The sequence below is a fragment of the Mesorhizobium sp. B2-1-3A genome (assembly GCF_006442655.1).
Lineage (GTDB): Bacteria > Pseudomonadota > Alphaproteobacteria > Rhizobiales > Rhizobiaceae > Mesorhizobium.
In genome coordinates this window covers 61,255-85,859 of record NZ_VFWK01000009.1, presented here as the reverse complement: position 1 = coordinate 85,859, position 24,605 = coordinate 61,255, and the positions used below count along the sequence as shown (strand labels likewise).

At 64.5% G+C, this 24,605-nt stretch carries 24 protein-coding genes; 12 read left to right on the top strand and 12 right to left on the bottom strand.

Annotated elements, in window-relative coordinates; genetic code table 11:
- Nucleotides 1–63 precede the first annotated feature (63 nt).
- From FJ977_RS31210 to FJ977_RS31195, 4 genes are read left to right on the top strand one after another with little or no spacing between them, the layout of a single operon-like run.
- The gene (locus FJ977_RS31210) at nt 64–1,077 is read left to right on the top strand and encodes a substrate-binding domain-containing protein (RefSeq protein ID WP_140776023.1); all 1,014 of its coding nucleotides are present in this window, start codon (nt 64–66) and stop codon (nt 1,075–1,077) included.
- Nucleotides 1,078–1,126: 49 nt separating this feature from the next.
- A complete protein-coding gene (locus tag FJ977_RS31205; protein ID WP_140776022.1) occupies nt 1,127–2,596 on the top strand; it encodes a sugar ABC transporter ATP-binding protein in 1,470 nt (489 codons plus the stop codon).
- Nucleotide 2,597: 1 nt separating this feature from the next.
- Nucleotides 2,598–3,578, top strand: coding sequence for an ABC transporter permease (locus tag FJ977_RS31200; protein WP_181180125.1), 981 nt, complete (start codon nt 2,598–2,600; stop codon nt 3,576–3,578).
- A 3-nt stretch (nt 3,579–3,581) separates the two neighbouring features.
- Nucleotides 3,582–4,529, top strand: coding sequence for an ABC transporter permease (locus tag FJ977_RS31195; RefSeq protein ID WP_140776020.1), 948 nt, complete (start codon nt 3,582–3,584; stop codon nt 4,527–4,529).
- Between the two features lie 9 nt (nt 4,530–4,538).
- Here FJ977_RS31195 and FJ977_RS31190 read toward each other — a convergent pair whose 3' ends face one another.
- Entirely contained in the window at nt 4,539–5,126 is a 588-nt protein-coding gene (locus FJ977_RS31190; RefSeq protein ID WP_181180124.1) for a TetR/AcrR family transcriptional regulator, read from the bottom strand.
- Nucleotides 5,127–5,226: 100 nt separating this feature from the next.
- Here FJ977_RS31190 and FJ977_RS31185 point away from each other — a divergent pair, with 100 nt between their 5' ends.
- Both FJ977_RS31185 and FJ977_RS31180 read left to right on the top strand, forming a co-directional pair.
- Nucleotides 5,227–6,939 carry an MFS transporter gene (locus FJ977_RS31185; RefSeq protein ID WP_140776018.1) on the top strand — a complete coding sequence of 571 codons (1,713 nt, stop codon included), beginning with the start codon at nt 5,227–5,229 and terminating at the stop codon, nt 6,937–6,939.
- A 106-nt stretch (nt 6,940–7,045) separates the two neighbouring features.
- The gene (locus FJ977_RS31180) at nt 7,046–9,118 is read left to right on the top strand and encodes a 3-hydroxyacyl-CoA dehydrogenase NAD-binding domain-containing protein (RefSeq protein WP_140776017.1); all 2,073 of its coding nucleotides are present in this window, start codon (nt 7,046–7,048) and stop codon (nt 9,116–9,118) included.
- Nucleotides 9,119–9,145: 27 nt separating this feature from the next.
- Here the strand turns inward: FJ977_RS31180 and FJ977_RS31175 are convergent, their stop codons facing one another.
- The gene (locus FJ977_RS31175; RefSeq protein ID WP_140776016.1) at nt 9,146–9,958 is read right to left on the bottom strand and encodes a LuxR C-terminal-related transcriptional regulator; all 813 of its coding nucleotides are present in this window, start codon (nt 9,956–9,958) and stop codon (nt 9,146–9,148) included.
- A 115-nt stretch (nt 9,959–10,073) separates the two neighbouring features.
- Here FJ977_RS31175 and FJ977_RS31170 point away from each other — a divergent pair, with 115 nt between their 5' ends.
- The 5 genes from FJ977_RS31170 to FJ977_RS31150 all read left to right on the top strand — a co-directional run bounded on the left by FJ977_RS31170 (nt 10,074) and on the right by FJ977_RS31150 (nt 14,866).
- Nucleotides 10,074–11,210: an ABC transporter ATP-binding protein gene (locus FJ977_RS31170; RefSeq protein ID WP_140776015.1), complete on the top strand. Its 1,137-nt coding sequence runs from the start codon at nt 10,074–10,076 to the stop codon at nt 11,208–11,210.
- Nucleotides 11,191–12,354, top strand: a complete 1,164-nt coding sequence (locus FJ977_RS31165; RefSeq protein ID WP_140776014.1) for a spermidine/putrescine ABC transporter substrate-binding protein — start codon at nt 11,191–11,193, stop codon at nt 12,352–12,354. The genes FJ977_RS31170 and FJ977_RS31165 overlap by 20 nt, the downstream gene beginning before the upstream one ends.
- Before the next feature lie 64 nt (nt 12,355–12,418).
- Complete coding sequence (locus FJ977_RS31160; protein ID WP_140776013.1) at nt 12,419–13,282, top strand: ABC transporter permease; 864 nt, start codon at nt 12,419–12,421, stop codon at nt 13,280–13,282.
- Nucleotides 13,282–14,094, top strand: a complete 813-nt coding sequence (locus tag FJ977_RS31155; protein WP_140776012.1) for an ABC transporter permease — start codon at nt 13,282–13,284, stop codon at nt 14,092–14,094. Before FJ977_RS31160 ends, FJ977_RS31155 begins: the two co-directional genes overlap by 1 nt.
- 10 nt (nt 14,095–14,104) lie before the next feature.
- A complete protein-coding gene (locus FJ977_RS31150) occupies nt 14,105–14,866 on the top strand; it encodes a glucose 1-dehydrogenase (RefSeq protein ID WP_140776011.1) in 762 nt (253 codons plus the stop codon).
- A gap of 58 nt (nt 14,867–14,924) precedes the next feature.
- On the opposite strand, the gene FJ977_RS31145 is transcribed toward FJ977_RS31150, so the two are convergent.
- Nucleotides 14,925–15,815 carry a LysR family transcriptional regulator gene (locus FJ977_RS31145; protein WP_140776010.1) on the bottom strand — a complete coding sequence of 297 codons (891 nt, stop codon included), beginning with the start codon at nt 15,813–15,815 and terminating at the stop codon, nt 14,925–14,927.
- Between the two features lie 105 nt (nt 15,816–15,920).
- Between FJ977_RS31145 and bla the strand changes: the two genes are divergently transcribed.
- Nucleotides 15,921–16,814 (top strand): class A beta-lactamase, encoded by an 894-nt coding sequence (gene bla / locus FJ977_RS31140; protein WP_140776009.1) that lies wholly within the window; start codon nt 15,921–15,923, stop codon nt 16,812–16,814.
- 37 nt (nt 16,815–16,851) lie between these two features.
- Here bla and FJ977_RS31135 read toward each other — a convergent pair whose 3' ends face one another.
- The 9 genes from FJ977_RS31135 to FJ977_RS31095 form a co-directional block, all read right to left on the bottom strand.
- Nucleotides 16,852–18,360 (bottom strand): aldehyde dehydrogenase family protein, encoded by a 1,509-nt coding sequence (locus FJ977_RS31135; RefSeq protein ID WP_140776008.1) that lies wholly within the window; start codon nt 18,358–18,360, stop codon nt 16,852–16,854.
- Between the two features lie 32 nt (nt 18,361–18,392).
- Complete coding sequence (locus FJ977_RS31130; RefSeq protein ID WP_027059488.1) at nt 18,393–18,737, bottom strand: cupin domain-containing protein; 345 nt, start codon at nt 18,735–18,737, stop codon at nt 18,393–18,395.
- Nucleotides 18,738–18,759: 22 nt separating this feature from the next.
- Nucleotides 18,760–19,101, bottom strand: coding sequence for a cupin domain-containing protein (locus FJ977_RS31125; RefSeq protein WP_140776007.1), 342 nt, complete (start codon nt 19,099–19,101; stop codon nt 18,760–18,762).
- A 13-nt stretch (nt 19,102–19,114) separates the two neighbouring features.
- The gene (locus FJ977_RS31120; RefSeq protein WP_140776006.1) at nt 19,115–19,465 is read right to left on the bottom strand and encodes a cupin domain-containing protein; all 351 of its coding nucleotides are present in this window, start codon (nt 19,463–19,465) and stop codon (nt 19,115–19,117) included.
- Complete coding sequence (locus FJ977_RS31115; protein WP_140776005.1) at nt 19,462–20,736, bottom strand: glycosyltransferase; 1,275 nt, start codon at nt 20,734–20,736, stop codon at nt 19,462–19,464. Before FJ977_RS31115 ends, FJ977_RS31120 begins: the two co-directional genes overlap by 4 nt.
- A 12-nt stretch (nt 20,737–20,748) precedes the next feature.
- Complete coding sequence (locus FJ977_RS31110) at nt 20,749–21,822, bottom strand: ABC transporter ATP-binding protein (protein WP_140776004.1); 1,074 nt, start codon at nt 21,820–21,822, stop codon at nt 20,749–20,751.
- A complete protein-coding gene (locus tag FJ977_RS31105; RefSeq protein ID WP_140776003.1) occupies nt 21,819–22,613 on the bottom strand; it encodes an ABC transporter permease in 795 nt (264 codons plus the stop codon). The genes FJ977_RS31110 and FJ977_RS31105 overlap by 4 nt, the downstream gene beginning before the upstream one ends.
- Nucleotides 22,606–23,448, bottom strand: coding sequence for an ABC transporter permease (locus FJ977_RS31100; protein ID WP_140776436.1), 843 nt, complete (start codon nt 23,446–23,448; stop codon nt 22,606–22,608). The genes FJ977_RS31105 and FJ977_RS31100 overlap by 8 nt, the downstream gene beginning before the upstream one ends.
- Nucleotides 23,449–23,540: 92 nt before the next feature.
- Nucleotides 23,541–24,605, bottom strand: a complete 1,065-nt coding sequence (locus FJ977_RS31095) for a spermidine/putrescine ABC transporter substrate-binding protein (protein ID WP_140776002.1) — start codon at nt 24,603–24,605, stop codon at nt 23,541–23,543.

The window sequence follows — 24,605 nt, the reverse complement described above, 5'->3', positions numbered from 1 at the left end:
TAAAAAACAGGGACTGCGCGTAACGATCATCAGGCAAAACTAGCAACTTCGGGAGGAAATCATATGAAGAAACTGCTCGTTCTGGGTGCGCTGGCGGCTATGTTGGCCTCCGGCACCGCACTTGCCGACACCAGCGGCAAGAAGATCGCATTCTCCAACAATTACGCCGGCAATTCGTGGCGGCAGGCCATGCTCGACAGCTACGGCATCGTCACCAAGAAGGCGGTCGACGACAAGGTCGTCGGCGCGGCCGACATCTTCACCACCGCCGACAAGGAAGTGCCGACGCAGGCAGCCCAGGTGCAGAACCTGATCCTGCAGGGCTATGACGCCATCGTCATCAATGCCGCCTCGCCGGACGCGCTCAACGGCGCCATCAAGCAGGCCTGCGACGCCGGCATCGTCGTCGTCTCCTTCGACGGCATCGTCACCGAGCCCTGCGCCTACCGCGTGGTCGTCGACTTCAAGGACATGGGCAAGCAGGAAATCGAGCAGATGGCCAAGTTCCAGCCCAAGGGCGGGAACCTGCTGGAGATCCGCGGCCTTGCCGGCACGTCCATCGACGATGCCATCCATGCCGGTATCCTCGAAGGCGTCGCCGCCCATCCCGAATTCAAGATCGTCGGTTCGGTGACCGGCGACTGGGACCAGACGACGGCGCAGAAAGCGGTCGCGACCATCCTGCCCTCGCTGCCCGATGTCGTCGGCATCGTCGACCAGGGCGGTGACGGCTATGGCGCGGCCCAGGCTTTCGCCGCCGCCAATAAGCCGCGCCCGACCATCATCATGGGCAACCGCCAGGACGAGTTGAAGTGGTGGAAGGAACAGAAGGACAAGGACGGCTACCAGACCTGGTCGGCCTCGATCGCGCCCGGCGTGTCCTCGCTTGCCTTCTGGGTGGCGCAACAGGTGCTCGACGGCCGCAAGGACATTCCGCACGATCTCCTGGTGCCGTATCTGGCCTTCACCCAGGACGATTTCGAGGCAGCGCTGCCGAAGATCAAGGAAGGCGGCGTCGCCACCCACGAATACAGCCAGGCAGATGCAATGGCGGCCATCAAAGCCAACATCAAGTGAGCATCGCGGCAGCGTTGCCGTCCGTATCGCCGAGCGGGTACCGTTGAGCATGCCTGAAGGGAACGCTGACATCATCAGACTGAACGGCGCCGAAAAACATTTCGGCGCCGTTCGCGCGCTGGGCGGGGTGGATTTTCATGTCGGGCTTGGCGAGTGCGTTGGCTTGGTCGGCCACAATGGCGCCGGCAAATCGACGCTGATGCACATGGTGGCGGGCACTATGGCGCCCGACAACGGCAAGATCGGCGTGCATGGCGGCATCGAGGAGAACTACTCGGTGTCGCGTGCGCAAAAACTCGGCATACGCTGCGTGTTCCAGGAACTGTCACTGTGCCCCAATCTCAGCGTCGCCGAGAACACGCGCATCAACCATGCCTCGCTCTCCGGCTTCGGCTGGCGGCGCAAGGCGGCCACGCTGATCACCGCCAAGCTGGACGAGATCTTCCCGGACCATGGCATCTCGGCCTGGGATATTGTCGGCGACCTCTCGATCGGGCGGCGCCAGATGGTCGAGGTGGCGCGCGCCTTCACGGTCACGCAGGACCGGCTCGACCTCGTCATTCTCGACGAGCCGACATCGTCGCTCGACGCGCATACATCAGGCCAGTTGCTGGCCTTCGTGCGCCGCTTCGTCGCCGGCGGCAAGAGCTGCATCCTGATCTCGCATGTGCTGGGCGAGGTGTTGAAGAACGCCGACCGCATCGTGGTGATGCGTGACGGCAAGGTGGTGGCGTCGGATGCGGCTGATGTCTTCGACCGCGACCGGCTGGTGACGGTGATGGGCGGAGCGGAAGCACGCCGCAAGATCGCGGCGCAAGCCGCTGCCGCGAAGCCTGGGGCGGGTCCGTTGCGGGTGCGGGCACGGCCCGCCGCGCAGCAGGATGGCGCCGACCTTGAGGCGCGCGTCGGCGAGATCATCGGCCTTGCCGGATTGGCCGGTCATGGCCAGACCGACCTGCTGCTGGCGATCTTCAGCGGAGCCTCGCGTGCTAGGACAGGGATCGAGGTGACCGCCCCAGTGGCGCTTGTCGCGGGCGACCGTCAGTCGGACGGCATCTTCCCGCAATGGTCGATCGCGCAAAACATCGGCATCCGCTCGCTGGCGCGCCTGCGCAAGGGGTTGTTGATCTCGCCACAGCGCGAGGCTGAACTTGCCGAGGTCTGGCAGAAGAGGATCGGCATCCGCACGCCCGACATGAACAACAACATCTTCTCGCTGTCGGGCGGCAACCAGCAGAAGGCATTGTTTGCCCGCGCGCTCGGCTCCGATGCCCAGATCGTGCTGATGGACGACCCGATGCGCGGCGTCGACATCGGCACCAAGCTCGAAGTGTACGACCTCGTGCGCGAGGAGGCTGGCCGTGGCCGCACCTTCCTTTGGTACACGACCGAAACCGAAGAGCTCGACAATTGCGACCATGTCTATGTCTTCAAGAACGGCCGCATCGTCGCCAACCTCACGCGCGACGAACTGACGGAGGAGAAGATCATCCAGTCCTCGTTCGGCGATGCGGCCTGAGATGACGGCAGCATCCATCGACAATGGCTTCAAAGGGGCGGCGGCGCGCAATGCGGCGGCGCGCGCCCGCCTGCTGCGTGGCTTGCTGCCGGCGCTGTCGCTGGCGCTGGTGCTGCTCGCCATTGCCTGGCTCAATCCGCGTGCAATCAGCTATTTCGGCTTCAGCCTGATGCTGAACCTGGCGATCCCGATCGCGCTGGCGACGATCGCGCAGATGTTTGTCATATCAGGCAATGAGCTCGACCTGTCGATCGGCACCTTCGTCGGTTTCGTCGGCTGCGTCACCGCGACCTGGCTGAAGGACGCGCCGCTCGTCGGCGTCGCCATCCTGCTCGGCTCGATCGGCATCTATGCGCTGCTCGGCGCGCTGATCCATCTGCGCAATCTGCCGTCGATCGTGGTGACGCTCGGCATGAGCTTCGTCTGGCAGGGATTGGCCATTCTCGTCTTGCCCAAGCCCGGCGGCAAGGCGCCGGACTGGCTGCTGGCGATCATGTCGTTCAAGCCGCCATTCATTCCCTTCCCGATCATCGCGGCGCTGCTGATCGGTCTCATTGTCCATTTTGGCCTGATGCGCACCTCCTATGGCGCGATCCTGCGCGGTTCCGGCGGCAATCCGGCAGCGCTTCGACGTGCCGGCTGGTCGTTGCTCAAAACCAAGGTCGTGCTGTTCGCGATGGCCGGCCTGTTCGGCGTGCTGTCCGGCATGGCGCTGATCGGCATCACCACTTCGGCCGACGCCAATATCGGCAATGGCTACACGCTGCTGGCGATCGCCGGCGTCATCCTCGGCGGCGGCGAATTCGTCGGCGGCCGGGTGTCGCCGATCGGCGCGGTGATCGGCGCGTTGACACTGGCGCTGGCGGCCTCGCCGCTGCTCACCTTCATGCACATTCCACCCGACTGGCAGGTGGCCGCCAACGGCGCCATCCTGATCATCGTGCTGGCGGCGCGGGTGCTGATCAGCCGCAGGGAGAGGTGAGCGATGGCATTGGTGAAATCGCTGGCCGCCAAACCCTGGATCTGGTCGTTCGTCGGCGCGCTTGTCGTGTGGCTGGCGACGATCGCCTTCACCGGCGGCTATGGCGCCGGCGGCATGGTGACGGCGGCGCTCTCGCTCGCCGTTTTCACCGTCATCGTCGGCGTCGGCCAGATGTTCGTCATCACGCTCGGGCCCGGCAATGTCGACCTGTCGCTGCCGGCCAATATCGGGCTCGCCAGCGCCGTTGCCATGAAGGTGATGGCCGGCAGCGATTCCATGATCGTCGTTGGCCTCTTGGCGGCGCTCGCCTGCGGCGCGGCGATCGGCGCGGTCAACTACCTGCTGATCTGGGCGCTGCGCATTCCGCCGATCATCGCCACCTTGTCGGCGAGCTTCATCATCCAGTCGATCGACATCAGCTATGGGCGCGGGCTGCAGATCAAGCCGCCGCCCGGCTTCGCCGATTTCACCAATTGGCAGATCCTGGGCATTCCCGTGCTGGCGATCCTGACCGTGCTGTTCACCATCGGGGCGGCCATCGCCTTGCAGCGTATGATCTATGGCCGCTCGGTGCTGGCGATCGGCCAGAACATCCGCGCCGCGTGGCTCGCCGGCGTCAATGTCGGCCGCATCCGCTTCCTCACCTATACGCTGTCTGGGGCGCTCGGCGGCATCGACGGTGCGCTGCTCGCCGGTTATTTCCGTGGCGCCAATGTCGATATCGGCAATGAATATCTGCTGGCCTCGATCGCCGTGGTGGTCATCGGCGGCACGTCGGTCGCGGGCGGCAAGGCCAATGTGCCTGGTGTGTGGGGCGCGGCGCTGTTCCTGGTGTTGCTGCTCACCATGCTCAACACGTTCGGCGTCAGCGCCGGCGTGCGGCTGCTGCTGACGGGGCTCATCATCGTCGGGGTGATTACGGCTGCGGGTGGCGAGAAGGCAGTGCGCTGAGTCGTCCCGTTACGCACTGTCCTCGAGGTGCCGCGCAAGCATCAGCCTCAGCTCCTCCAGCACGCCATCGCGCAACCGCTTTTCGCCGACCAGCGCCAGCGGGATGCGCATCAGCTGCGGCACGATGACGGCGAGCCGCTCGGCCTGGCCGGCTGGAAGCGGTGGCTCGGCTTGCGCGAACAGCGCGGCGATCTGGTCGCGCCGGCGTGCCCGCATCTTGCGGCGCCAGCCATCGTCGCCGGGCAGGTCGAGCAAGGCGGAATAGACCGGGTGCGTGGCGACGAAACGGCCCAGCACCTCGAACAGTGCGTCGGCGATCGCTGCCGGCGCCAAGCCCCTGGCCTGTTCCTGCAAGGCGTCAAGCTGAGTGGACAGGGTTTCCGCGTTCTCGGCCAGAATGGCCTGCGCCAACGCTTCCTTGGTCGGGAAGAAAAGGTAGAGCGTGCCGATGGCGGCACCGGCGCGGGCGGCGATCTCGGTCATCGTCGTGGCGTCGAAACCCTTCTCAACGAACAGCGCCGCCGCGCTCGCCATGAGTGCCGCGACCCGTTCGCGCCCTCTTTTTTGCTGCGGTGCACGCGGATTCGTCGCCGACACTCTTGCTTTTTCCGAGGCCATCCTCATATTTCCAAACCTGAGACTATCCTCATATATAGCGCTGACGGCAACCGCGCCAGCACTGTTGGACGTTACCATCATGAATACCGCCGCAGACAGAAGCCCGCAGAGCCACAAATGGATGGTCCTGAGCAACACCACGCTCGGCATGCTGGCCGCCGCCATCAATGGCTCGATCCTGCTGATCAGCCTGCCGGCGGTATTCCGCGGCATCGGCCTCAAGGCGCTCGATCCCGGCAATATCAATTATCTGCTCTGGGCGATCATCGGCTACATGATCGCCACCGCGGTGCTGGTCGTCGCCTTCGGCCGGCTCGGCGACCAGTTCGGCCGGGCGAAAATGTACAATCTCGGTTTTGCCGTCTTCACCGCCGCCTCGATCGCGCTCAGCCTGCTGCCGGGACAAGGCGATTTCGCCGCGATGTACCTGATATCCGTGCGCATCATCCAGGGTATTGGCGGCGCGCTGATCATGGCCAACTCCACGGCGCTGCTCACCGATGCCTTTCCTGAAAACGAGCGCGGCTTCGCGCTCGGCATCAATGTCGTGGCGGCGATTGGCGGCCAGTTCGTCGGACTTCTGATCGGTGGCCTGCTTGCCGATACCGACTGGCGTCTGGTGTTCTGGATCAACGTGCCGTTCGGCCTCGTCGGCACGGTCTGGGCCTATCTCAAGCTGCACGACGCGCCGAACCGCTCCACCCACACGATCGACTGGCTCGGCAATATCAGCTTCGGCCTCGGCCTCGTGCTCATTCTCACCGCCATCACCTACGGGCTGCAGCCCTATGGCGACCAGGTGATGGCGTGGACCAGCCCGAAAGTGCTTGTTCTGTTTGCCATAGGCTTCGTCTCGCTGATCGCCTTCGTCTTCATCGAGCAGCGCGTCGCCAAGCCGATGCTGGACCTGAAACTGTTCCGCATCCCCGGCTTCGCCTATGGCAACATAGCCAATCTCGCCTCGGGCATAGCGCGCGGCGGGTTGCAATTCATGCTCATCGTCTGGCTGCAAGGCATCTGGCTGCCGCTGCATGGCTATTCCTTCGAGGAGACACCGCTGTGGTCGGCGATCTTCATGCTGCCGCTGACGGTCGGCTTCCTTATCGCCGGGCCGGTCTCGGGCTATTTCTCAGACAGGGTCGGCGGCGTGCCGTTCGCGGTCGGCGGCATGGTCGTGGGCGCCGCAAGCTTCGTGGCGCTGATGGCGCTGCCGGCCGATTTCTCCTACACGGTTTTCGCCGCGCTCCTGTTCCTCAACGGTCTCGGCTCCGGCCTGTTCGTGGCGCCGAACTCGACGCAGATCATGAATTCGGTGCCGGCGCGCGAACGCGGCCAGGCCTCCGGCATGCGCGCCACCACCACCAATGCCGGCCAGGTGCTGTCGATCGGCCTGTTCTTCAGCCTGATGATCGTCGGCCTCGCCGCCAGCCTGCCGCAGAGCATGGAGGCCGGCCTGCTAGCACAGCATGTGCCTGAAGCGGTCGCTCACCAGATCGCCAACATGCCGCCGGTCGCCAGCCTGTTCGCAGCCTTCCTCGGCTACAATCCGATGGGCGAACTGATCCCGGCCAATGTGCTGCACGCGCTGCCGCAGCAGAGCATCGACACGCTGACCGGCCACGTCTTCTTCCCTGAGTTGATGTCGGGGCCGTTCAAGCATGGCCTGGTCTTCGCCTTCACCTTCTCGGCCATTCTCTACCTTGTCGCGGCTTTCGCCTCCTGGCGTGGCGGGCGCACCATCGATACCGCGATGCCGGAGATGCTGGTGGCGGAGGGTGCCGGCCGGCGCTGATCCAAACGGTAAACATTGTGCCAGGCAGGCATCTGGTTCCCATCCGCGCCATAGCCCTGTAAATCCCGATCGCGGCTAGGCCGCTCACCATTGCTGGGAGGTTTGTGTGTCCGATTTCGTGAAGGTCAGCCGGGACGGCGACGTTGCCGTCGTCATCATCGACAATCCGCCGGTCAACGCGCTGAGTTTTCATGTCCGCGAACCGCTGATGCACGCGCTGGTTTCCTTGCGCGATGATGTTTCGGTCGCGGCCATCGTGATTGCCTGCGCTGGACGGACCTTCGTTGCCGGCGCCGACATCACGGAATTCGGCAAGCCGGTGCAACAGCCCGATCTGCGCGCTCTGATCGTCATGCTTGAGACCATCGCCAAACCGACGGTCGCCGCCATCCATGGCACCGCGCTCGGTGGCGGCCTGGAACTGGCGCTTGGCTGCCATTTCCGCATTGCCGATACCGGCGCCAGGCTCGGCCTTCCCGAGGTGAAACTTGGGCTATTGCCGGGCGGCGGCGGAACCGTGCGGCTGCCGCGCCTCGTCGGCGCGGTGAAGGCGCTGAAGATGATCGTTTCGGGCACGCCGATCGGTGCGGCCGAGGCGCATGCCGCCGGTCTCGTGGACGCCGTTTTCGAAGGCGATCTGACCACGCATGCCGTGAACTTCGCCCGGGAAATCGCCCGCAAGGGTGGCCCCTTCACGCCGGTGCGTGATCGCGATGACGGGCTCAAGGAAACCGACCTCAGGGCTTTCGATGCCGAGGCCGCCGACCTCGCCAGGAAAGCGCGCGGGCTGGAAGCGCCGATCGCTTGTGCGCAAGCGGTGCGCAATGCCGTCACGCTGCCCTTCGACGAGGCGCTGGCGGCGGAGCGCGCGCTGTTCGTGACGCTTGTCGGCAGCGACCAGTCGCGCGCCCAGCGTCATCTTTTCTTCGCCGAACGCGAGGCGGCAAAGCTTTCTGGCAAGGACACGCCCAAGCGCAGGATTGCCCGGGTCGGCGTCATCGGCGCCGGCACGATGGGCGGCGGCATCGCCATGGCCTTCGCCAATGGCGGCTATCCCGTGACCTTGCTGGAAACCAGCGGGGAGGCGTTGCAACGCGGGCTGGGCACGATCGAGAAAAACTATGCGGTCTCCGTTTCGCGCGGTTCCCTGACCGAAGACGCCAAGCGTCAGCGGCTCGCCCAGTTCAAGGGCTCGACCGATTATGCCGATCTCGCCGAGTGCGACCTGATCATCGAGGCGGTGTTCGAGGACATGGCGGTCAAGAAGGAGGTTTTCGGCAAGCTGGATGCCGTCGCCAAGCCGGGCGCCATCCTTGCCACCAACACCTCCTATCTCGACATCAATGAGATCGCCGGCTCGATCTCGCGGCCGCAGGATGTACTCGGCCTGCATTTCTTCTCGCCGGCCAATGTCATGAAACTGCTGGAGATCGTTCGCGCCGAAAAGACCGCGCCGGATGCGCTGGCGACCGTCGTTGATCTGGCGCGGCGGATCGGCAAGGTGGCTGTCGTCGTCGGCGTCTGCCACGGCTTCGTCGGCAACCGCATGTTGGCCGCGCGCGGCTCGGAATCGGAAGCGCTGCTGCTGGAGGGCGCGACACCCAGCCAGATCGACAAGGCCTTCACCGATTTCGGCTGGCCGATGGGGCCGTTCCAGATGGGCGATCTCGCCGGGCTCGACATTGGCTGGCGCAACCGCAAGGCGCGCGGCCTGACGGCCGTGATCGCCGACACGCTGTGCGAGCAGGGGCGCTTCGGCCAGAAGACCGGCCGTGGTTTCTACCTCTACGAGGCCGGCGCCCGGGCCGGCGTTTCCGATCCCGAGGTGGAGACGCTGATCCGCGACAAGACGGCCGAGCGGGGCATCGAACCGCGCGCGATCGGCGCCGAGGAGATCATCGAGCGCACGCTCTATCCCATGATCAACGAGGGGGCGAAGATCCTCGAAGAAAAGATCGCGGCCCGCGCCTCGGACATCGACGTCGTCTGGGTCAATGGCTACGGTTTTCCCATCGGCAAGGGTGGTCCGATGTTCTGGGCCGGCCTCGAAGGCGGAGCCAGGATTGTCGAACGGCTCGAGCATTGGTCCCGGCAGACCGGCAAGGACGTGTTCAAGCCAGCCCCACTGCTGAAGCGGATGGCCGAGACCGGTTCCTGGGAGACCGACGCGACCGCCTGATCAGATGACTGCTGATGGTTGTGGCGGTTATCGAATCCGCGCGTCGATGATCTCGACGAAGCGGGCGAACAGGCCGGCCTGCGACTTGATCTTGAGCTTGCGGTAGATGTTGCGGCGGTGGACCTTCACGGTCCCCGGCACGATGCGCATGGCTCTGGCGATCGATTCCGTCGAGTGACCCTGCAGCACCAGGTCGACCACATGCTTTTCGCGCGGCGTCAGCGACAGACTCTTCCAGATATGGGCACGGTCGAACTCGTTGACCGCGGCGATCGTCTCATCTTGTCTGACTTCAGCTGGCTGGTCGGCGGGAAGGGCAGGCCAGCGCAACCTGATGAAGCTGATCACGGCCGGTGCCATGTCGCGCAGAAGCCTGGCGTCCGCGGTCCCGAACGGGCCCGAAGCGCGCAGCCGCATCAGCGACAGCACAAGCGCGTCCTTGCCGGGCAGCGGCACGAAGAAGCCGACCTCCTCGGCCAGCCTGGTCTGGCTGTAATAGGAGCGAAAATACTCGCTGGCGTAGAAGCGGTCCGGCGCCAGTTCGCGCATGCGCCAGAACCCTTCCTTGCGCTCGACCGCGGCGTGGTGGAATGGATCGAGCAGATAGGGCCCTTCCTGGTAGAGCGCGACGAAGACATGGCTTTCGGCCGGCGAGAAGGTCTCGAACAGCAATGGCGGGCGCGAGGCGCCGCGATAACCGAAGACCACGCAATGGTCGAAGCTGACATGCTGGCGCAGCCAATCGACCATCGCCTTGCCGAACAGGTCGCCGCTCGTCTCCCGCGTCGCCGCGACGAGGGCGGCGAGCCGGCTGTATTCGTCGCTGCGGGACGCACCCAATCCCTACCCCCTTAAACAAGAAAATAGATCAGATATACCACCTGCGAGGTATATACTAGTCGCCATTGGCTCTGGTAGCGTCCTGGAATAGCCCTGTTGCTGGAGCCCGCAGCCTTTGACCGCAGTGCCCGACATCGAGTTTCGCGGCGTCACCAAGCGCTATGGCGCGGTGACCGCGGTCAGCGGCATCGATCTCTCTGTCCCGCCCTCCGCCTTTGTCGCCCTGCTCGGCCCGTCCGGCTGCGGCAAGACGACGTGCCTGCGCATGATCGGCGGCTTCGAACAGCCGAGCGAAGGCCACGTGTTCATCCGCGGCCAGGACATGGCCGGCACGCCGCCCTATCGGCGGCCGGTCAACATGGTGTTCCAGCAATACGCGCTGTTTCCGCATCTGGATGTCGAGGACAACGTTGCCTACGGGCTGCGCCAGGCACGGCCGCGGCTGTCGTCCCGCGAGATCGGCCAACGGTCCGGCGAAGCGCTCGAAATGGTGCGGCTTGCCGGTTATGGCGGCCGCAAGATCCACGAACTGTCTGGCGGGCAGCAGCAGCGTGTCGCGCTGGCGCGCGCGCTGGTCAACAAGCCGGCGGTGCTGTTGCTCGACGAACCGCTGGCCGCGCTCGACAAGAAGCTGCGCACCGACATGCAGATCGAGTTGCAGAACCTGCAGCGCGAGATCGGCATCACCTTCGTGCTGGTCACTCACGACCAGGAGGAAGCGCTGTCGATGAGCGATTTCGTCTGCGTCATGAATGGCGGGCGCATCGTCCAGCTCGGCCAGCCGAGCGAAATCTACGACGAACCGGCCGATCTGTTCGTCGCCGATTTCGTCGGCAAGACCAATCTGTTGAGCGGCAAGGTCACCGGGCATTCAGGCGATCTGGTTGATGTGGCGCTGGCCGACGGCACCGTCATAGCGGCGCGCAAGCGGACCGCGTTGCGGCAAGGCGAGACCGTTTCGGTCAGCCTGCGCCCGGAATCACTCAGCCTCGGCGCTCCGCAAAGCGGCCCGCTCAAGGGCATAGTGCGCAACCGCATCTTCCTGGGCTCGACCGCGGAATACGCGATCGAGGTCCAGGGCATCGGAACGCTGCTGGCCAAGGCCGACCATCTGATCGGCCAAGGCAATCTCTTCAAGCCGGGCGAACCCGTCGCCATCGGCTATGCCGCCGGAACGCCGTTGGCGTTTCCGGAAACCAAGAACAACGGGACCAACCAGAGGGTAAACCAAAATGTCGAAATCATATCGTGACGGACTGCCGATAAGCCCTGAAAACTTCGTCGACCAACTGATGCGCCTCAAGCGCGGCTCGATCGGCCGCCGCGACTTCCTGGGCCTTACCGGCCTTGGCATCGCGACGGCGGTGATGGCGCGCGAGATCGGCATCATGCCAACGCCGGCTTTTGCCGCTGAGAACCTCGGCGACCGCATGTCGATCGCCACCTGGCCCAACTACCATGATCCGCAGACCTTCGAGAACTTCAAGAAGGACACCGGCGTCGCCGTCGAGGTCAACGTGTTTGGCTCCAATGAGGAGATGCTGGCCAAGCTGCAGGCCGGCGCCTCGGGCTGGAGCCTGTTCGTGCCGACCAATTACACGATCTCGACCTACAAGAAGCTCGGCATCATCGAGCCGCTCGACATGGCGAAGCTGCCGAATTTCGACGGCACGCAGGAAGACCCGCGTTTCACCTCGGAAGGCACGATCGACAAGGTGATCTACGCCGTGCCGAAGAACTGGGGCACGACAGGTTTCGCCGTCAACACCAAGAAGCTGACCAAGCCGATGACGAGCTGGAAGGAGTTCTGGGACACGGCCATGGCCGAGGGCGACGGCCGCACCATGGTGCACGACTACCAGCTGACCACGATCGGCAACGCGCTGAAATACTATGGCTACTCCTTCAACTCGCTCAAGCAGGACGAACTCGCCAAGGCCGAGGAACTGCTGCTGAAGGTCAAGCCGCATCTGTTCGCGGTCTCGTCCGACTATCAGCCGGGCATGCGCGCGGGCGACGCCTGGATGACCATGTGCTGGACCAATGACGGCGCGCAACTGCATCGCGACATTCCCGAGATCGCCTATGTGCTGGGCAAGGAGGGCGGCGAGATCTGGACCGACTTCTACGCCATCCCGAAGGACGCGCCGAACAAGCCGGCCGGCTATGCACTGCTCAACTATCTGATGAACCCGCAGGTCGCGGTGAAGGAGCACCTTGCAAACGGCGCGCCCTCGACCGACGCTCGCGTCAACAAGCTGCTGCCCAAGGAAGTGCTCGACAATCCGATCCTCTATCCGGCGGCCGACCTGTTGACGCCGCTGGAGTTCGGCGCCGCGGCAACGCTGACCGATCCGGGCCGCGCCGAGCTGATGGCGCGCTTCAAGTCGGCCTGAGCGCCGGCCTGACGCGGACAATTGACCGGCGGGCGCATGCCCGCCGGCATAGGGGCGGTTTCAAATGCGCGGCAACAGATTTCGTCATAATTTCCTGACCGCCTTGCTGCTTGCCCCGGCAACGGCGTGGCTGGTGGTGTTCCTGGTGCTGCCGTTCATCGCCATTGCCGTCTTCAGCGTCGGCGAGCGGGCACCGGAAGGCGGCTATCAGGCCGCCTTCACCTTCGCGCAGTATGCCAACCTTCCGGCGCGGGCGACGGCCTTCTGGAACACGATGGTGCTGGCGCCGGTGGGCGCGCTGGCCTGTCTGCTCGTCGCCTATCCGGTTGCTTATTATCTCGCCTTGCAGGCGCCGCAGCGCTGGCGGCTGATCCTGCTGGCGCTCGTCGTCATTCCTTTCTGGACCAGCCTTTTGATGCGGACCTATGCTTGGATGTACATTCTGGGCGGACGCGGTATCCCGGCGCTGCTCGCCTTTGTCGGCATCGAGGATGTCAGGCTGATCAACACGCCGGGCGCCGTGCTGCTCGGCATCGTCTATGGCTATCTGCCGCTGATGATCCTGCCGATCTATGTCAGCCTCGAGCGGCTAGACCGAAGGCTCTTGGAAGCATCCGCCGATCTCGGCGCGACGCCGCTGTCGACCTTCCTCGGCGTGACCCTGAAACTCTCGCTGCCGGGCGTGATGACCGGCTTCTCGCTGGTGATGATCCTGCTGCTCGGCGAATACCTGATCCCGACGCTGCTCGGCGGCGGCAAGGTGTTCTTCATCGGCAATGCGCTGGTCGACCTGTTCCTGCAGTCGCGCAACTGGCCGTTCGGATCGGCCATCGCCATCACGCTGGTGCTGGTTTCGGTGGTTGTGCTGATCGTGGCCAACCGCATCTCGACCCGCGTCTCGGGCGCTCGCCGTGTGGACCTGATCTGATGCGCGCCTTCGTCACCGCCATCTTTGCGTTCCTCTATCTGCCGATCGCACTGGTCGTGCTGTTCTCGTTCAATGCCGGTCGCCATGCCAGCGAGTTCACCGGTTTTTCGGTGCAGTGGTACGGCACGGCGCTGTCCAATCCGTTCCTGGTCGAGGCCCTGAAGAACAGCCTGTTCATCGCCACCACCAGCGCGCTTCTGGCAGCGGTGTGCGGCACGGCGGCGGCACTCGGCCTGGCGCGGGTCGGGGTCAGAACCCGGGCTGTCTTCGACGCGCTGCTGGGTGCCGCGATCGTGGTTCCCGGCGTCGTCATCGGCATCTCGACGCTGGTCGCGCTCGTCCAGCTGTTCGCCGTCGTCAATCCGTTCCTGGCCTCGATCTGGCCTGGTGACCAGCCGCCCAAACTGTCGCTTGGTTATGGATCAATCATCGCGGCGCATGGCCTGTTCTCGATGGCGCTGGTGACGATGATCGTCGGCACGCGGCTCGGCAGCCTCGACCGCAATCTCGTCGAGGCCTCCAGCGATCTCTACGCCACGCCGCTGACGACGTTCCGCTCGATCGTGCTGCCGCAGATCATGCCGGCGGTGGTCGCCGGCTTCCTGCTCGCCTTCACCTTCTCCTTCGACGATTTCATCGTCGCCTTCTTCGTCGCCGGCGCGCAGACGACGCTGCCGATCTATGTGTTCGCCTCGATCCGGCGCGGTGTGACGCCGGAGATCAACGCCATCGCGACGATCGTGCTCGTCGCTTCCGTGCTGCTCGTGGTGCTTGCCCAGTGGCAGTTGCGCCAGCGCAAGCCGTCCAACTGAAAGCCGCATCATGATCCTCAAAGACCGTATCGCCGTGGTGACAGGCGCCGGCTCCGGCATCGGCCGCGCCGGCGCCATGATCATGGCCAGGGAAGGCGCGATGGTCGTCATCGCCGACAGGGACCAGGCCGGCGGCGAGGCGACAGCTTCGGATATCCGCGCGGCGGGCGGCAGTGCCGAGGCAATTGCCGCCGACGTTTCGGATGACGCCGATGTCGAGCAGCTCCTTGCCGGCACGCTCCAAAAGCATGGTCGCATCGACATCCTGCACAATCACGCCGGCATCCAGGTCGGCGGCACGCTGACCGAGGTCGGGACCGACGGCATGGATGCCTCGTGGCGGGTCAATGTGCGGGCGCAATTCCTGGCGGCGAGGATCGTCATGCCGTCGATGATCGCGCAAGGCGGCGGCGTCATCCTCAACACCGCCTCGAATTCGGGTGTCTTCTACGACCGGGAGATGATCGCCTACGCGACATCGAAGCATGCGGTGGTGGCGATGACGCGGCAAATGTCGCTCGACTATGCCCGGCACAATGTGCGCGTCAACGCGCTCTGCCCGGGCTGGGTCGACACGCCGTTCAACGAGCCGTTCATCGCCCAGATGGGCGGACGCGAGGCGATCGAGACCTATGTCCGCACCAAGATCCCGATGGGCCGCTGGGCGAGTGCCGAGGAGATTGCCGAGGCGATCCTGTTCCTCGTCTCCGACCGGTCATCCTTCATGACCGGCCAGGCGCTGGTGATCGACGGCGGCGAAAGCATCGGCTGACCCCTGATTTTGCGCAATTCCCCAGGGAAAGCGCCAAGCGCTTTTCCCGGGAAAACCGCTACACACTTTTTCTGGAATTGCTCCGAGCTGTTTCCGCCGTCAGCCAGTCCGCGAAGGTCGTCATCGCCTGCGAGTTCTGCCGCCTGCGTCTTGCCGACAGCCAGTAGCGGCCGACATCGACCGTGCTGCCGAAGGGCTGCACCAACTGGCCGCAACCAAACTCCCGGCTGAACATCGAGACCGGCAGCAGCGCGACGCCGGCGCCCTGGACGGCGGCGTTGGCCATGGTGACGGAGGAATCGAAGACGATGCCCTTGATCGGCGGGCAATGGCGCCCCGCCGCCTCGAACCAGCGCAGCCACTCGTCCTCCCGGTAGGAGCAGAGCAGCGTTTCGCGGGCGAGATCGGAGGGGTCGCGCAGGCGCGCGGCTATGTCGGGCGCACAAGCAGGCGAGAACGAACCCGACATCAGCGGCGTGTTGTCCGTCCCTTGCCAGGAGCCGTCGCCGAAGCGGATGGCGAAGTCGAGGCCGTCGGCGGCGAGGTTGACCCGGTTGTTGTTGGTCGAGATGCGCAATTCGATGTCCGGATAGGCCTGGTGGAACAGCGGTAATCGCGGGATCAGCCAACCCGAGGCGAAGGTGCCGACGACGCCGACAGTGACGATGTCATGGAAGCGGCCGCCCTCGAAACGGTCGAGCGTGATGCTGATCCTGTTGAAGGCGTCGCTCAGCACCGGCAGCAAGGCTTCGCCTTCATCGCTTAAAGTCAGCCCGTGCGGCAGCCGGCGGAAGAGCCGGACGCCAAGCACCTCTTCAAGGCCCTTGACCTGATGGCTGATGGCGGCCTGGGTGACGCGCAGTTCGAGGCCGGCGCCGGTGAAGCTGAGATGCCGTGCGGCGGCCTCGAAGGCGCGCAGGCCGTTCAGCGGAAGATGCGATCGCTTCATCGGGTGCAGCCCTAATTTTTCTTATGGCGGAGGCGACGTTTACTCGTTTGCGATGGCGTCGGATCCGGTCCAGTTCTGCGGCGCGGGGCAACAGAGAGTGTGGACATGACGAGCAGACGCAGTTTCATTGGTGGTCTCGCAGTGGTTTTGACGGCCCCCATCACGCTTGGCGCGGTGGCGAAGGCGGCAACAAGCCCGACAAAATTTGATGGCGTCTTGCCGAAAATAAGGCGGATCGAGGCGAAAAGCGGCGGTCGGCTTGGTGTTGCCTGCCGGATCGCGGGGACGGCGGTGCAGTTCGGTTATCGCGAGAACGAGTTGTTTCCGATGTGCAGCACCTTCAAGACGCTTGCCGCGGCGTTCATCCTGCATCGCGTCGACGGCGGCATCGAACAGCTCGACCGCAGCATAGAAGTGCCACATAACGCCGTTGTCGCGAACTCGCCAACGACCAAGAACCATGCCGGCGGAGTAATGACGGTGGCGCAGCTTTGCGAGGCCGCGGTGACGGTGAGTGACAATGGCGCCGCCAATCTGCTGCTGGCCTCCTTTGGCGGACCGCCGCAACTGACCGCCTATCTGCGCTCGATCGGCGACACGGTGACCAGGCTCGATCGGATCGAGCCGGAGCTGAACGAATCCGTGCCGGGCGACCCCCGCGATACGACCTCGCCGCTGGCCATGATCGAGGATTACGAGCGCCTCACGCTCGGCGACAGCCTGTCGCAAAAGAGCCGGGCGCAGCTCGTCGACTGGCTGGTCGCCAACAAGACCGGCGACGACCGCATCAGGGCAGGATTGCCGAAAGGCTGGAAATGCGGCGACAAGACTGGCACCGGCGAACACGGCAGCACCAATGACGCGGCGGTCATCTGGCCGATGTCAGGCAATCCGGTCCTGATGTCGGTCTATCTGACCGGTACCAAGCAGAGCCTGGCCAAGCGCAATGCGACGATTGCCTCGGTCTCGCGCGCCTTGGTGGAAGCAATCGAGGCATGAGTCGTCGGAGCAGCGCGGCTGTGCCGCGCCGCATATCTCACACATGCTTGCGGCCGCCGGTCTCGCGGAACCAGCTGTCCGGGTAGGGATACCACCAGCCCTGGATTTCTGGCTTGTGGTCGATGATGACCATCTTGGAACGGCGGAAGGCGTCGAGCCCTTGGCGGCCGAGTTCGCGGCCGAGGCCGGACGCCTTCCAGCCGCCGAAGGGCAGGGCGTCATTGTCGATCAGCGGGTTGTTGACCCAAACCATGCCGGCTTCGAGCCGCTCGGCCGCCTCATGTGCCTCGGCGAGGTCCGTCGTGAACACCGAGGCGCCGAGCCCGAACGGGCTGTCATTGGCGAGCCGGATCGCCTCGTCGAAATCCTTCACCCGGCAGATGGCGGCGACCGGCCCGAAACATTCCTCGCGCACGATCGCCATGTCCGGGGTGACGCCGGTCAGGATCGTCGGTTCGTAGAACCAGCCGGTGTTGTGCGCCGGCGGGATGCGCCCGCCGGTGACGGCCTTCGCTCCGTGCGCAATGGCGTCATCGACCAGCCGCATCACCTTGGCCCGCGCGCTTTCGCTGACCAGCGGCCCGATCTCGGTCTTGTCCATGCCGTTGCCGATGCGCAGCGCGCGGGTCCTTTCGGCGAACAATTCGACAAATCGGTCGTGCACGGCATCGACGACGAAGAAGCGCTCGGCCGAGGTGCAGACCTGGCCGGTGAGGTGGAAGGCGGCGGTGACACTGCCGGCGGCCGCGACCTCCAGTGGCGCGTGTTCGCTGATGATCAGCGGATCGCTGCCGCCTGCCTCGATGACGCAAGGTTTCATGCGCTCGGCGCAGGCCATCGCGACCGCCTTGCCGGCGGCGACCGAGCCGGTGAAGGCGACCGCATGGGTGCGATCCGAAGTAATCAAGGCCTGCGCCGTGGCCGCGCCGCCCGGCAGGCAGGAGACGAGGCCTTCCGGCAGCGAGCGGAACACGGCCATGTAGTCCAGCGTCGACAGCGTCGTCGCCTCGGCCGGCTTGATGACGCAGGCATTGCCTGATGCAAGCGAGGCGGCCACCGTCCAGCACATCAGCAGGATCGGAAAATTGTAGGGCATGATGTGGACGGAGACGCCATAGGGCTCGTAGCGCGCATACTGGAAGGAGCCGGCCTGCGTCGTGCCAGCGACCTTGCCGGCGTCGTCGCGCGCCATCTCGGCATAGTAGCGGAAGATCGGCGCGCAATTGGCGATTTCGCCGATGGCTTCGGGATAGGGCTTGCCCATCTCGCGCACCATCAGTTCGGCGCAGCGCGTGAAGTCCGCCGCCTCGATGGCGTTGGCGACGGCATGCAGGTGTTTCGCCCGGCTCTTGGCGTCGAGCTTTTTCCAGGCAAGTTGCGCCAAGGTCGCAGCTGTGAGTACGGCGTCTATCTCGCCGTCGCTGGCTGCGGTGATCGCACCGACGGTTTCCAGCGTCGCGGGATCGATCACCGGTTTTGTTGTGCCGGCCATCGAACGGTAGTCCGGATTGACGAAGAAGGTCGGCCGATCGGGCGAGAAATGCATTCTGTGCTCCTTGAAGACTGATCGGAGAAGGCTCAGCGGATCATGTAGACCTTCTTGATCGTCTCATGGACGGTGCAGACGCCCTTCCAGTCCTGCGGAAAGAAGGCCGCCGTGTCGGGCTCGATCTCGATCACTTCGCCGGATTCATGGACATAGGTGCAGCGGCCTTCGAGGAAGTGGCAGAATTCGTCGCGGGTAACGTGGCAGTGCCATTTGCCCGGTGTGCAGACCCACAGCCCACATTCGGAGCGGCCTTCAGGCCCCTTGTAGAGCAGCTTGCCAGAAGTATGGGACTCACCCTCGATCATGGTCGGGATGACGCCCCAGTCGACGAGGTCGGTGATGGCCAAGGGGGATTGCATGATGGGCGTGGTCATATCGATTTCCTTGAAATGGAGCTCACCGGCACATGAAGGCCTTGGTCAGCGTTTGCGTGATGATGGAGATGCCGGTCCAGCCGGCGGGGAAGAAGACGAGCGTGCCGGCCTCGACCGGAATCTCTTCGCCGTTCTCGTGGACATAGCTGCCGTGGCCGGACAGGAAGTGGCAGAACTCGTCGGCGGCGAAGGTGACCTTGCGGGTGCCCGGCGTGCAGGACCACAGGCCGCATTCGCTCGATCCGTCCGGGTTCCGCGACAGGATCTTGCCGGAGGCGCGCGGCGCGCCGGCAAGCGTGTTGCTGCCCGCGCCCCAGTCGTCCAGTTCCACGGTTGAGGCCTTTGGCCAGTGCGGTGTCGGCATATCAGTTCCTCGGTCAGGCCAGCATGTAGACGTTGCGCATGGTCTCATGCACCGTGCATTCGCCCGTCCAGCCGGCGGGGAACATGACCACGGTCCCGGCCGATACTTCTATCACTTCACCGACATCCGACCGGTAGGTCGCGCGGCCGGCGACGAAATGGCACAATTCATCGCGCGGGATCGAGAGCCGCCAGCGGCCTGGCGTGCACACCCAGATACCGGATTCCGGCTGGTTGTTCGGCCCTTTGTGCACCAGCCTGCCGGTGGAATGCGAGGCGCCTTCCAGTGCATCGGGCTGGGCGCCCCAGTCGACGAGGTCGGTGCGGGTGGAGGCCTGGTGGAGGTGTGGGGCGGAAGAGGTCACAGCAGTGCCTCCAGCAATCCGGCCGCCTTTTCCGGTCCATTCTGCGCGTGCATCTGTGCTGATGTCCTGGCCAGCTTCGCCTTCATCCTGGGATCGGTCAGGCAGGTCTCGATCTTCGCGATCAGCTCGGCATCGCTCCAGTCGTAGCGCGGCATGCCGAAGCCGTGGCCGGTTTCCTCGACCCGGGTGGCGTTGTCGTGGCCGTCCCAGACATAGGGCATGATGATGGCGGGCTTGCCGAAATAGAGGCACTCGGTGAACGAGTTGTTGCCGCCATGGTGGATGACCGCATCGACCTGCGGGATGACCGAAGGCTGCGGAAACCAGCTCTCGACAATGACGTTGCCGGGTACGTCCGTGTACTGGTCCTTGTAGCCGCCGACATTGACCAGAGCGCGGTAGCGCGTCTTGCCCAGCGTCGCGATGATACGCTTCAGCAAATCGACATCGCCGGCCCCGAGGCTGCCGAAGGAGACATAGAGCAGCGGGCCATCATTGTTCTTCGCGAAGGTCGGCACCGCATAAGGCTTCTCTTGCCGCACGCAGCCCTCGAGATATTGGAATTTCGCCGGGTCGAGCGGATGGCGGCGCTTGAATTTCGCGGCCTCGGGATAAAGCAGCAGGTTCAGATAGGGCGAGGCCTCGAAGAACTGGCCGGTCGGGTAGGGCGCTTCGTTGTTGGCGGTGAGGAAGGCGTTGAAGTCGTCATGGATCGGCTTGATCACCGCGTTGAAATGGTCGCGGTAGCGCTGGTGCCCGGCATGGTCGTTCTCGCCGCAGCCGGAGAGATGCGGCGGGATATCCTCGTCCTCGATCTCGTTTTCCGAGCAGGAGATGACGCGCACCCACGGCTTGCCGAACTGTTTTATGGCCGGGAACAGGATGACGTTGTCGACGCAGATCACGTCGGGCTTGATGGCGGCCAGCACGCGCGGCAGATCCTTTTGCGCCCATTTGGCGCTGTCGACGATCGCGGTCCAGCAATCCTTGACGTAATTGTCGACCTGGTCGTAGGGCGACTTGCGGAAATTTGGGATGTGGCCGTTGATGAAATCCTCCCAGAATTTCGCCATCTGCTCGGGCGGCATCGGTTCGGAGAGGTTCACCGGATGCGCCTCGAAACCATAGCCCCTGTAGACCTCGACGAAGCCGGGATCGGACAGGAACACAGCCTTGTGGCCGCGCGCCTCGATGGCTTGCGCGATGCCGACGGAATTGAGCGCCGGGCCGTAGGCGGCTTCAGGGAAAAAGGCGATCGTCTTCTGGGCCATCAGCTGCTCCTCTCATTCTGCGAAAATTCTGACGTCGGCGGCGTCCCAACCGAGTTCGACCTGGTCGCCTGATGCGACAGGCCGCCGGTCGGCGGCGTCCGCGGTGACGCGCACCAGGAACGGTTTTGGCGACAAAGGCGTGCGGACATGCAGCTGCAGGTCGAGGCCGTGATAGGCCAGCGCCTCGACTGTGCCGGTCGTGCGGTTGGCGGTCTCGGCTGACGGAAACAATCGGATGCGTTCGGGCCGCACCGAGGCAACAGCCGATGCGCCAGGTGAAAGTGTGGCGGGAACCTCGCCGGCGACGCGCGCGCCGTTCGCGGCCAGCACGCCATCGGCGGCGGCCTTGCCGGGCACGAAATTCATCACACCGATGAAATCGGCGACGAAGCGGTCGGCGGGATGTTCATAGATCGCGTGCGGCGTGTCGCATTGCAGCAGCCTGCCGTCTTTCAGCACCGCCATGCGGTCGGCCATGACAAGCGATTCTTCCTGGTCGTGGGTGACGATGACGAAGGTGATGCCGACCTCGTGCTGCAGGCGCTTCAACTCCAGCTGCATGGCGCCACGCAGTTTCTTGTCGAGCGCGCCGAGCGGCTCGTCGAGCAGCAGCAGCCGGGGGCGCTTGACCAGGGCACGGGCGAGCGCGACGCGCTGCTTCTGGCCGCCGGACAATTGCTCAGGCTTGCGGTCGGCGAACGGGACCAGTTCGGTGGTCGCCAGGATGGCGTCGACGCGGGAGCGGATTTCTTTAGCCGGCAAGCGCTCCATCTCCAGCCCGTAGGAGACATTGGCACGCACGCTCATATGCGGGAACAGCGCGTAGGACTGGAACATCAGGTTGACCGGCCGCTTGTTGGGCGGCGTCCTGGCGATGTCCTTGCCGTCGAGCAGGATGCGTCCGTCGGTCGGTGTCTCGAAGCCGGCCAGCATGCGCAGGAGCGTGGTCTTGCCGCAGCCGGAGGGGCCAAGCAGCGCGAAGAATTCGTTCTCCCGGATGTCGAGCGAGATGCCGTCGACTGCGGTGACCCGGCCGAATTTCTTCGACACATGATCGATGGCCAGCAGCGTGCGCGGTTCGCTCATTGGCCGATAATCCCCCTGTTAAGCCGCTGTGACAGGGTCAACGCGGTGATGGAGACAGCCATGACGATGGTCGCCAGCGCATTGATCTCCGGTGTGATGCCGAAGCGGATCATTGCGTAGATCTGCATCGGCAGTGTGGTCGAGGCACGGCCGGCGCCGGATGTGAAGAAGGCGATGATGAACTCGTCGACCGAAAGCGTGAAAGCAAGGAGCGCGCCGGCGATCACCGCCGGCAGGATGACCGGCAAGGTCACGCGCCGGAAGGTGGTCACGGCGGAGGCGCCGAGGTCGGCGGAGGCCTCGACGATCGACCAGTCGAAACTCTTCAGCCGGGCACGCACCACCGAGCAGACGAAGGCGAGATTGAAGACGACATGGGCGAGGATGATGGTGTGCAGCCCCATGGTCAGGTTGAGCATGGAAAAGAACGACAGCAGCGCGATCGCCAGCACGATGTCGGGAATGATCATCGGCGCGAAGATCAGCGCTTCCAGGCCCTTGCCATATTGCCGGCGCATCTCGACGCCGATCGCCAGCAGCGTGCCGAGCAGTGTGGCGATGGCGGTGGAAACCAGCGCCACGATCAGCGTGTTGAGCGCGGCGGAAAGGATCGCGGAGTTGTTGGCCAGCGAGACATACCATTTCAGCGAAAAGCCCGACCATGCCGTCGGCAGGCCGCCTTCATTGAAGGACAGGGCCACCAGCACGCCGATCGGGATGTAGAGGAAGGCGAAGACGAGGGTGAGCACGAACCAGAGCGTGCGCCGTGTGGCTGGGGAACGCTCAGCCATCGGCGTTCTCTTTGGCCTCCGCCGCCCGGCCCGAGGCGCGATCGGCGGCCAGCGCTTGCGCCATCAGCACCAGAAGCATGATGGCGATCAGCGCCATGGCGAGCGCTGCGCCGAAGGGCCAGTCATTGGCGGTCAGGAACTGGTCGTAGACCAGATTGCCGATCATCTGGAAACGGCCGCCGCCGAGCAGCGCCGGGGTGACGAAGTTGCCGATCGACAGCACGAAGACAAAGACCGCGCCGGCGGCGATGCCGGGCACGGTCAGCGGCAGGATCACACGGCGAAAGGTCGTGGCGGCCGAGGCGCCGAGATCGCGCGAGGCTTCGGCAAGCTCCGGGTTGAGCCGGGACAGTGGCGCGTAGCAGGCGAGGATGACGAAGGGCAAATAATTGTAGACCAAGCCGGCGATGACGGCGCCTTCGGTATAGAGCATCGACGGCGGCTCGCCGGTGTAGCCGAACCAGCGCAGCAGTTGCGTAATCAGGCCTTCGCGGTTGAGCAGCACGATCCAGGCATAGGTGCGGATCAGGTAGTTGGACCAGAACGGCAGCACGGCGAAGAACAGGAACACCGGCTGCCACCGGCGCGGCGCGGCAGCGATGGCATAAGCGGCGGCATAGCCGACCACCACCGCGATCAGGGTGGCGGTGCCGGCGATGCGCGCCGATTTAAGGAAGATGCCGGCATAGAGCGGGTCGAAGACCAGCCCGAAATTCTCCAGCGTGAAGGTGTAGTCGATGCCGCCATAGATGCCGCGCCGGAAGAAGGCGAGCGCCAGCACCAGTGCGCACGGCACCACCATCAGCGCGGTCAGCCAGACCAGCGCCGGGGCCATCAGCAAGGAGGAGCGAAGTCGGGTCTGGGACAATTTAAGGTACCGCTCAGGGCCGGCAGACGAAGCGCCGCCGGCCGTGATGTCCAAGCCGCTTACTGCGCGGCCTTGATCTCGCTGACGATCTTGGAATAGTCGCGCTGGGCCTCGCCGACGTCACGCAGCTGCTCGAACTTGACGAGATCGGCCACCGGCATCGCCATATTGGGGAATTTGGCGAGGAAGTCGGCCGGCAGGCTTTCCATCGCAGGCTTGTTCGGCACCTTGTAGTCGATGTTCTGCGCCGCCCAGGCATGGTTCTTGGCGTCGAGCATGAAGTTGATGAACTTGAAGGCGTCGTCCTTGTGCTCGGAAGCCTTCATCACCACCATCGTGTCGACCCACAGGTCCGAACCTTCCTTCGGGATGACGTACTTGATCTCCGGCTTTTCGGCGATGCCGTAATTGCACCAGCCGTCCCAGGCCTGCACCATCAGCGCCTCGCCGGAAACCAGCTTCGAATAGAAGGTGGTGTCGTCATAGGCGAGCAGGGTCTTCTTGGCCGAGATCAGCAGGTCCTTGACCTCGGCCATCTTGGCCGGATCGGTCTCGTTGACGGAAAAGCCCTTGTCGAGCTGGCCGGCGGCCAGCAGCCAGCGATCGGTCGCCAGCATGGTGGTCTTGCCCTTCAGCTCGTCGGAAGGAGCGAGCAGGTCGCTCCAACTCGTTGGCGCCGCCTTGACGAGGTCCGAGCGGTAGCAGAGGCCCGTCGTGCCCCAGGTGTAGGGCACGGAGAAAGCGTTGCCGACATCGTGCGGCAGTTTGGTTGCCTCGGGATAGAGGTTGGCGAGGTTGGGGATCTTGGCGTGGTCCATCGGCTCGGTCAGGCCGAGCTTGTTCAGCACTTCGGCGAAGGGCGAGGAAACGAAGACCACGTCATAGCCCTTGCCGCCGGCGGCGATCAGCTTGCCCATGATCTCTTCATTGGTGGCGTGCACCACCACTTCGCCGGAGACGCCGGTCGCGGTCTTGAAGGCGGCCATGGCATCGGGCGCCATGTAGCCGTCCCAGTTGGAGATGACGAGGCCGGCGGCCATTGCCGGTGCGGACAGCGCCAGGGCAAGGCCGACAGCGATTGAAGAAACCTTGAGCGCACGGCGCCGCGGGCTGGTAGCGGTCAT

Excerpts from the sequence above, each read along its gene's own strand:
- FJ977_RS31185 (WP_140776018.1), top strand. The coding sequence starts at position 5,227 with ATGAATACCGCCGCAGACAGAAGCCCGCAGAGCCACAAATGGATGGTC.
- FJ977_RS31205 (WP_140776022.1), top strand. The coding sequence starts at position 1,127 with ATGCCTGAAGGGAACGCTGACATCATCAGACTGAACGGCGCCGAAAAA.
- FJ977_RS31165 (WP_140776014.1), top strand. The coding sequence starts at position 11,191 with ATGTCGAAATCATATCGTGACGGACTGCCGATAAGCCCTGAAAACTTC.
- FJ977_RS31110 (WP_140776004.1), bottom strand. The coding sequence starts at position 21,822 with ATGAGCGAACCGCGCACGCTGCTGGCCATCGATCATGTGTCGAAGAAA.
- FJ977_RS31210 (WP_140776023.1), top strand. The coding sequence starts at position 64 with ATGAAGAAACTGCTCGTTCTGGGTGCGCTGGCGGCTATGTTGGCCTCC.
- FJ977_RS31135 (WP_140776008.1), bottom strand. The coding sequence starts at position 18,360 with ATGCATTTCTCGCCCGATCGGCCGACCTTCTTCGTCAATCCGGACTAC.
- FJ977_RS31160 (WP_140776013.1), top strand. The coding sequence starts at position 12,419 with ATGCGCGGCAACAGATTTCGTCATAATTTCCTGACCGCCTTGCTGCTT.
- FJ977_RS31155 (WP_140776012.1), top strand. The coding sequence starts at position 13,282 with ATGCGCGCCTTCGTCACCGCCATCTTTGCGTTCCTCTATCTGCCGATC.
- FJ977_RS31125 (WP_140776007.1), bottom strand. The coding sequence starts at position 19,101 with ATGCCGACACCGCACTGGCCAAAGGCCTCAACCGTGGAACTGGACGAC.
- FJ977_RS31105 (WP_140776003.1), bottom strand. The coding sequence starts at position 22,613 with ATGGCTGAGCGTTCCCCAGCCACACGGCGCACGCTCTGGTTCGTGCTC.
- FJ977_RS31145 (WP_140776010.1), bottom strand. The coding sequence starts at position 15,815 with ATGAAGCGATCGCATCTTCCGCTGAACGGCCTGCGCGCCTTCGAGGCC.
- FJ977_RS31150 (WP_140776011.1), top strand. The coding sequence starts at position 14,105 with ATGATCCTCAAAGACCGTATCGCCGTGGTGACAGGCGCCGGCTCCGGC.
- FJ977_RS31100 (WP_140776436.1), bottom strand. The coding sequence starts at position 23,448 with ATGGCCCCGGCGCTGGTCTGGCTGACCGCGCTGATGGTGGTGCCGTGC.
- FJ977_RS31115 (WP_140776005.1), bottom strand. The coding sequence starts at position 20,736 with ATGGCCCAGAAGACGATCGCCTTTTTCCCTGAAGCCGCCTACGGCCCG.
- FJ977_RS31130 (WP_027059488.1), bottom strand. The coding sequence starts at position 18,737 with ATGACCACGCCCATCATGCAATCCCCCTTGGCCATCACCGACCTCGTC.
- bla (WP_140776009.1), top strand. The coding sequence starts at position 15,921 with ATGACGAGCAGACGCAGTTTCATTGGTGGTCTCGCAGTGGTTTTGACG.
- FJ977_RS31200 (WP_181180125.1), top strand. The coding sequence starts at position 2,598 with ATGACGGCAGCATCCATCGACAATGGCTTCAAAGGGGCGGCGGCGCGC.
- FJ977_RS31095 (WP_140776002.1), bottom strand. The coding sequence starts at position 24,605 with ATGACCGCTACCAGCCCGCGGCGCCGTGCGCTCAAGGTTTCTTCAATC.
- FJ977_RS31195 (WP_140776020.1), top strand. The coding sequence starts at position 3,582 with ATGGCATTGGTGAAATCGCTGGCCGCCAAACCCTGGATCTGGTCGTTC.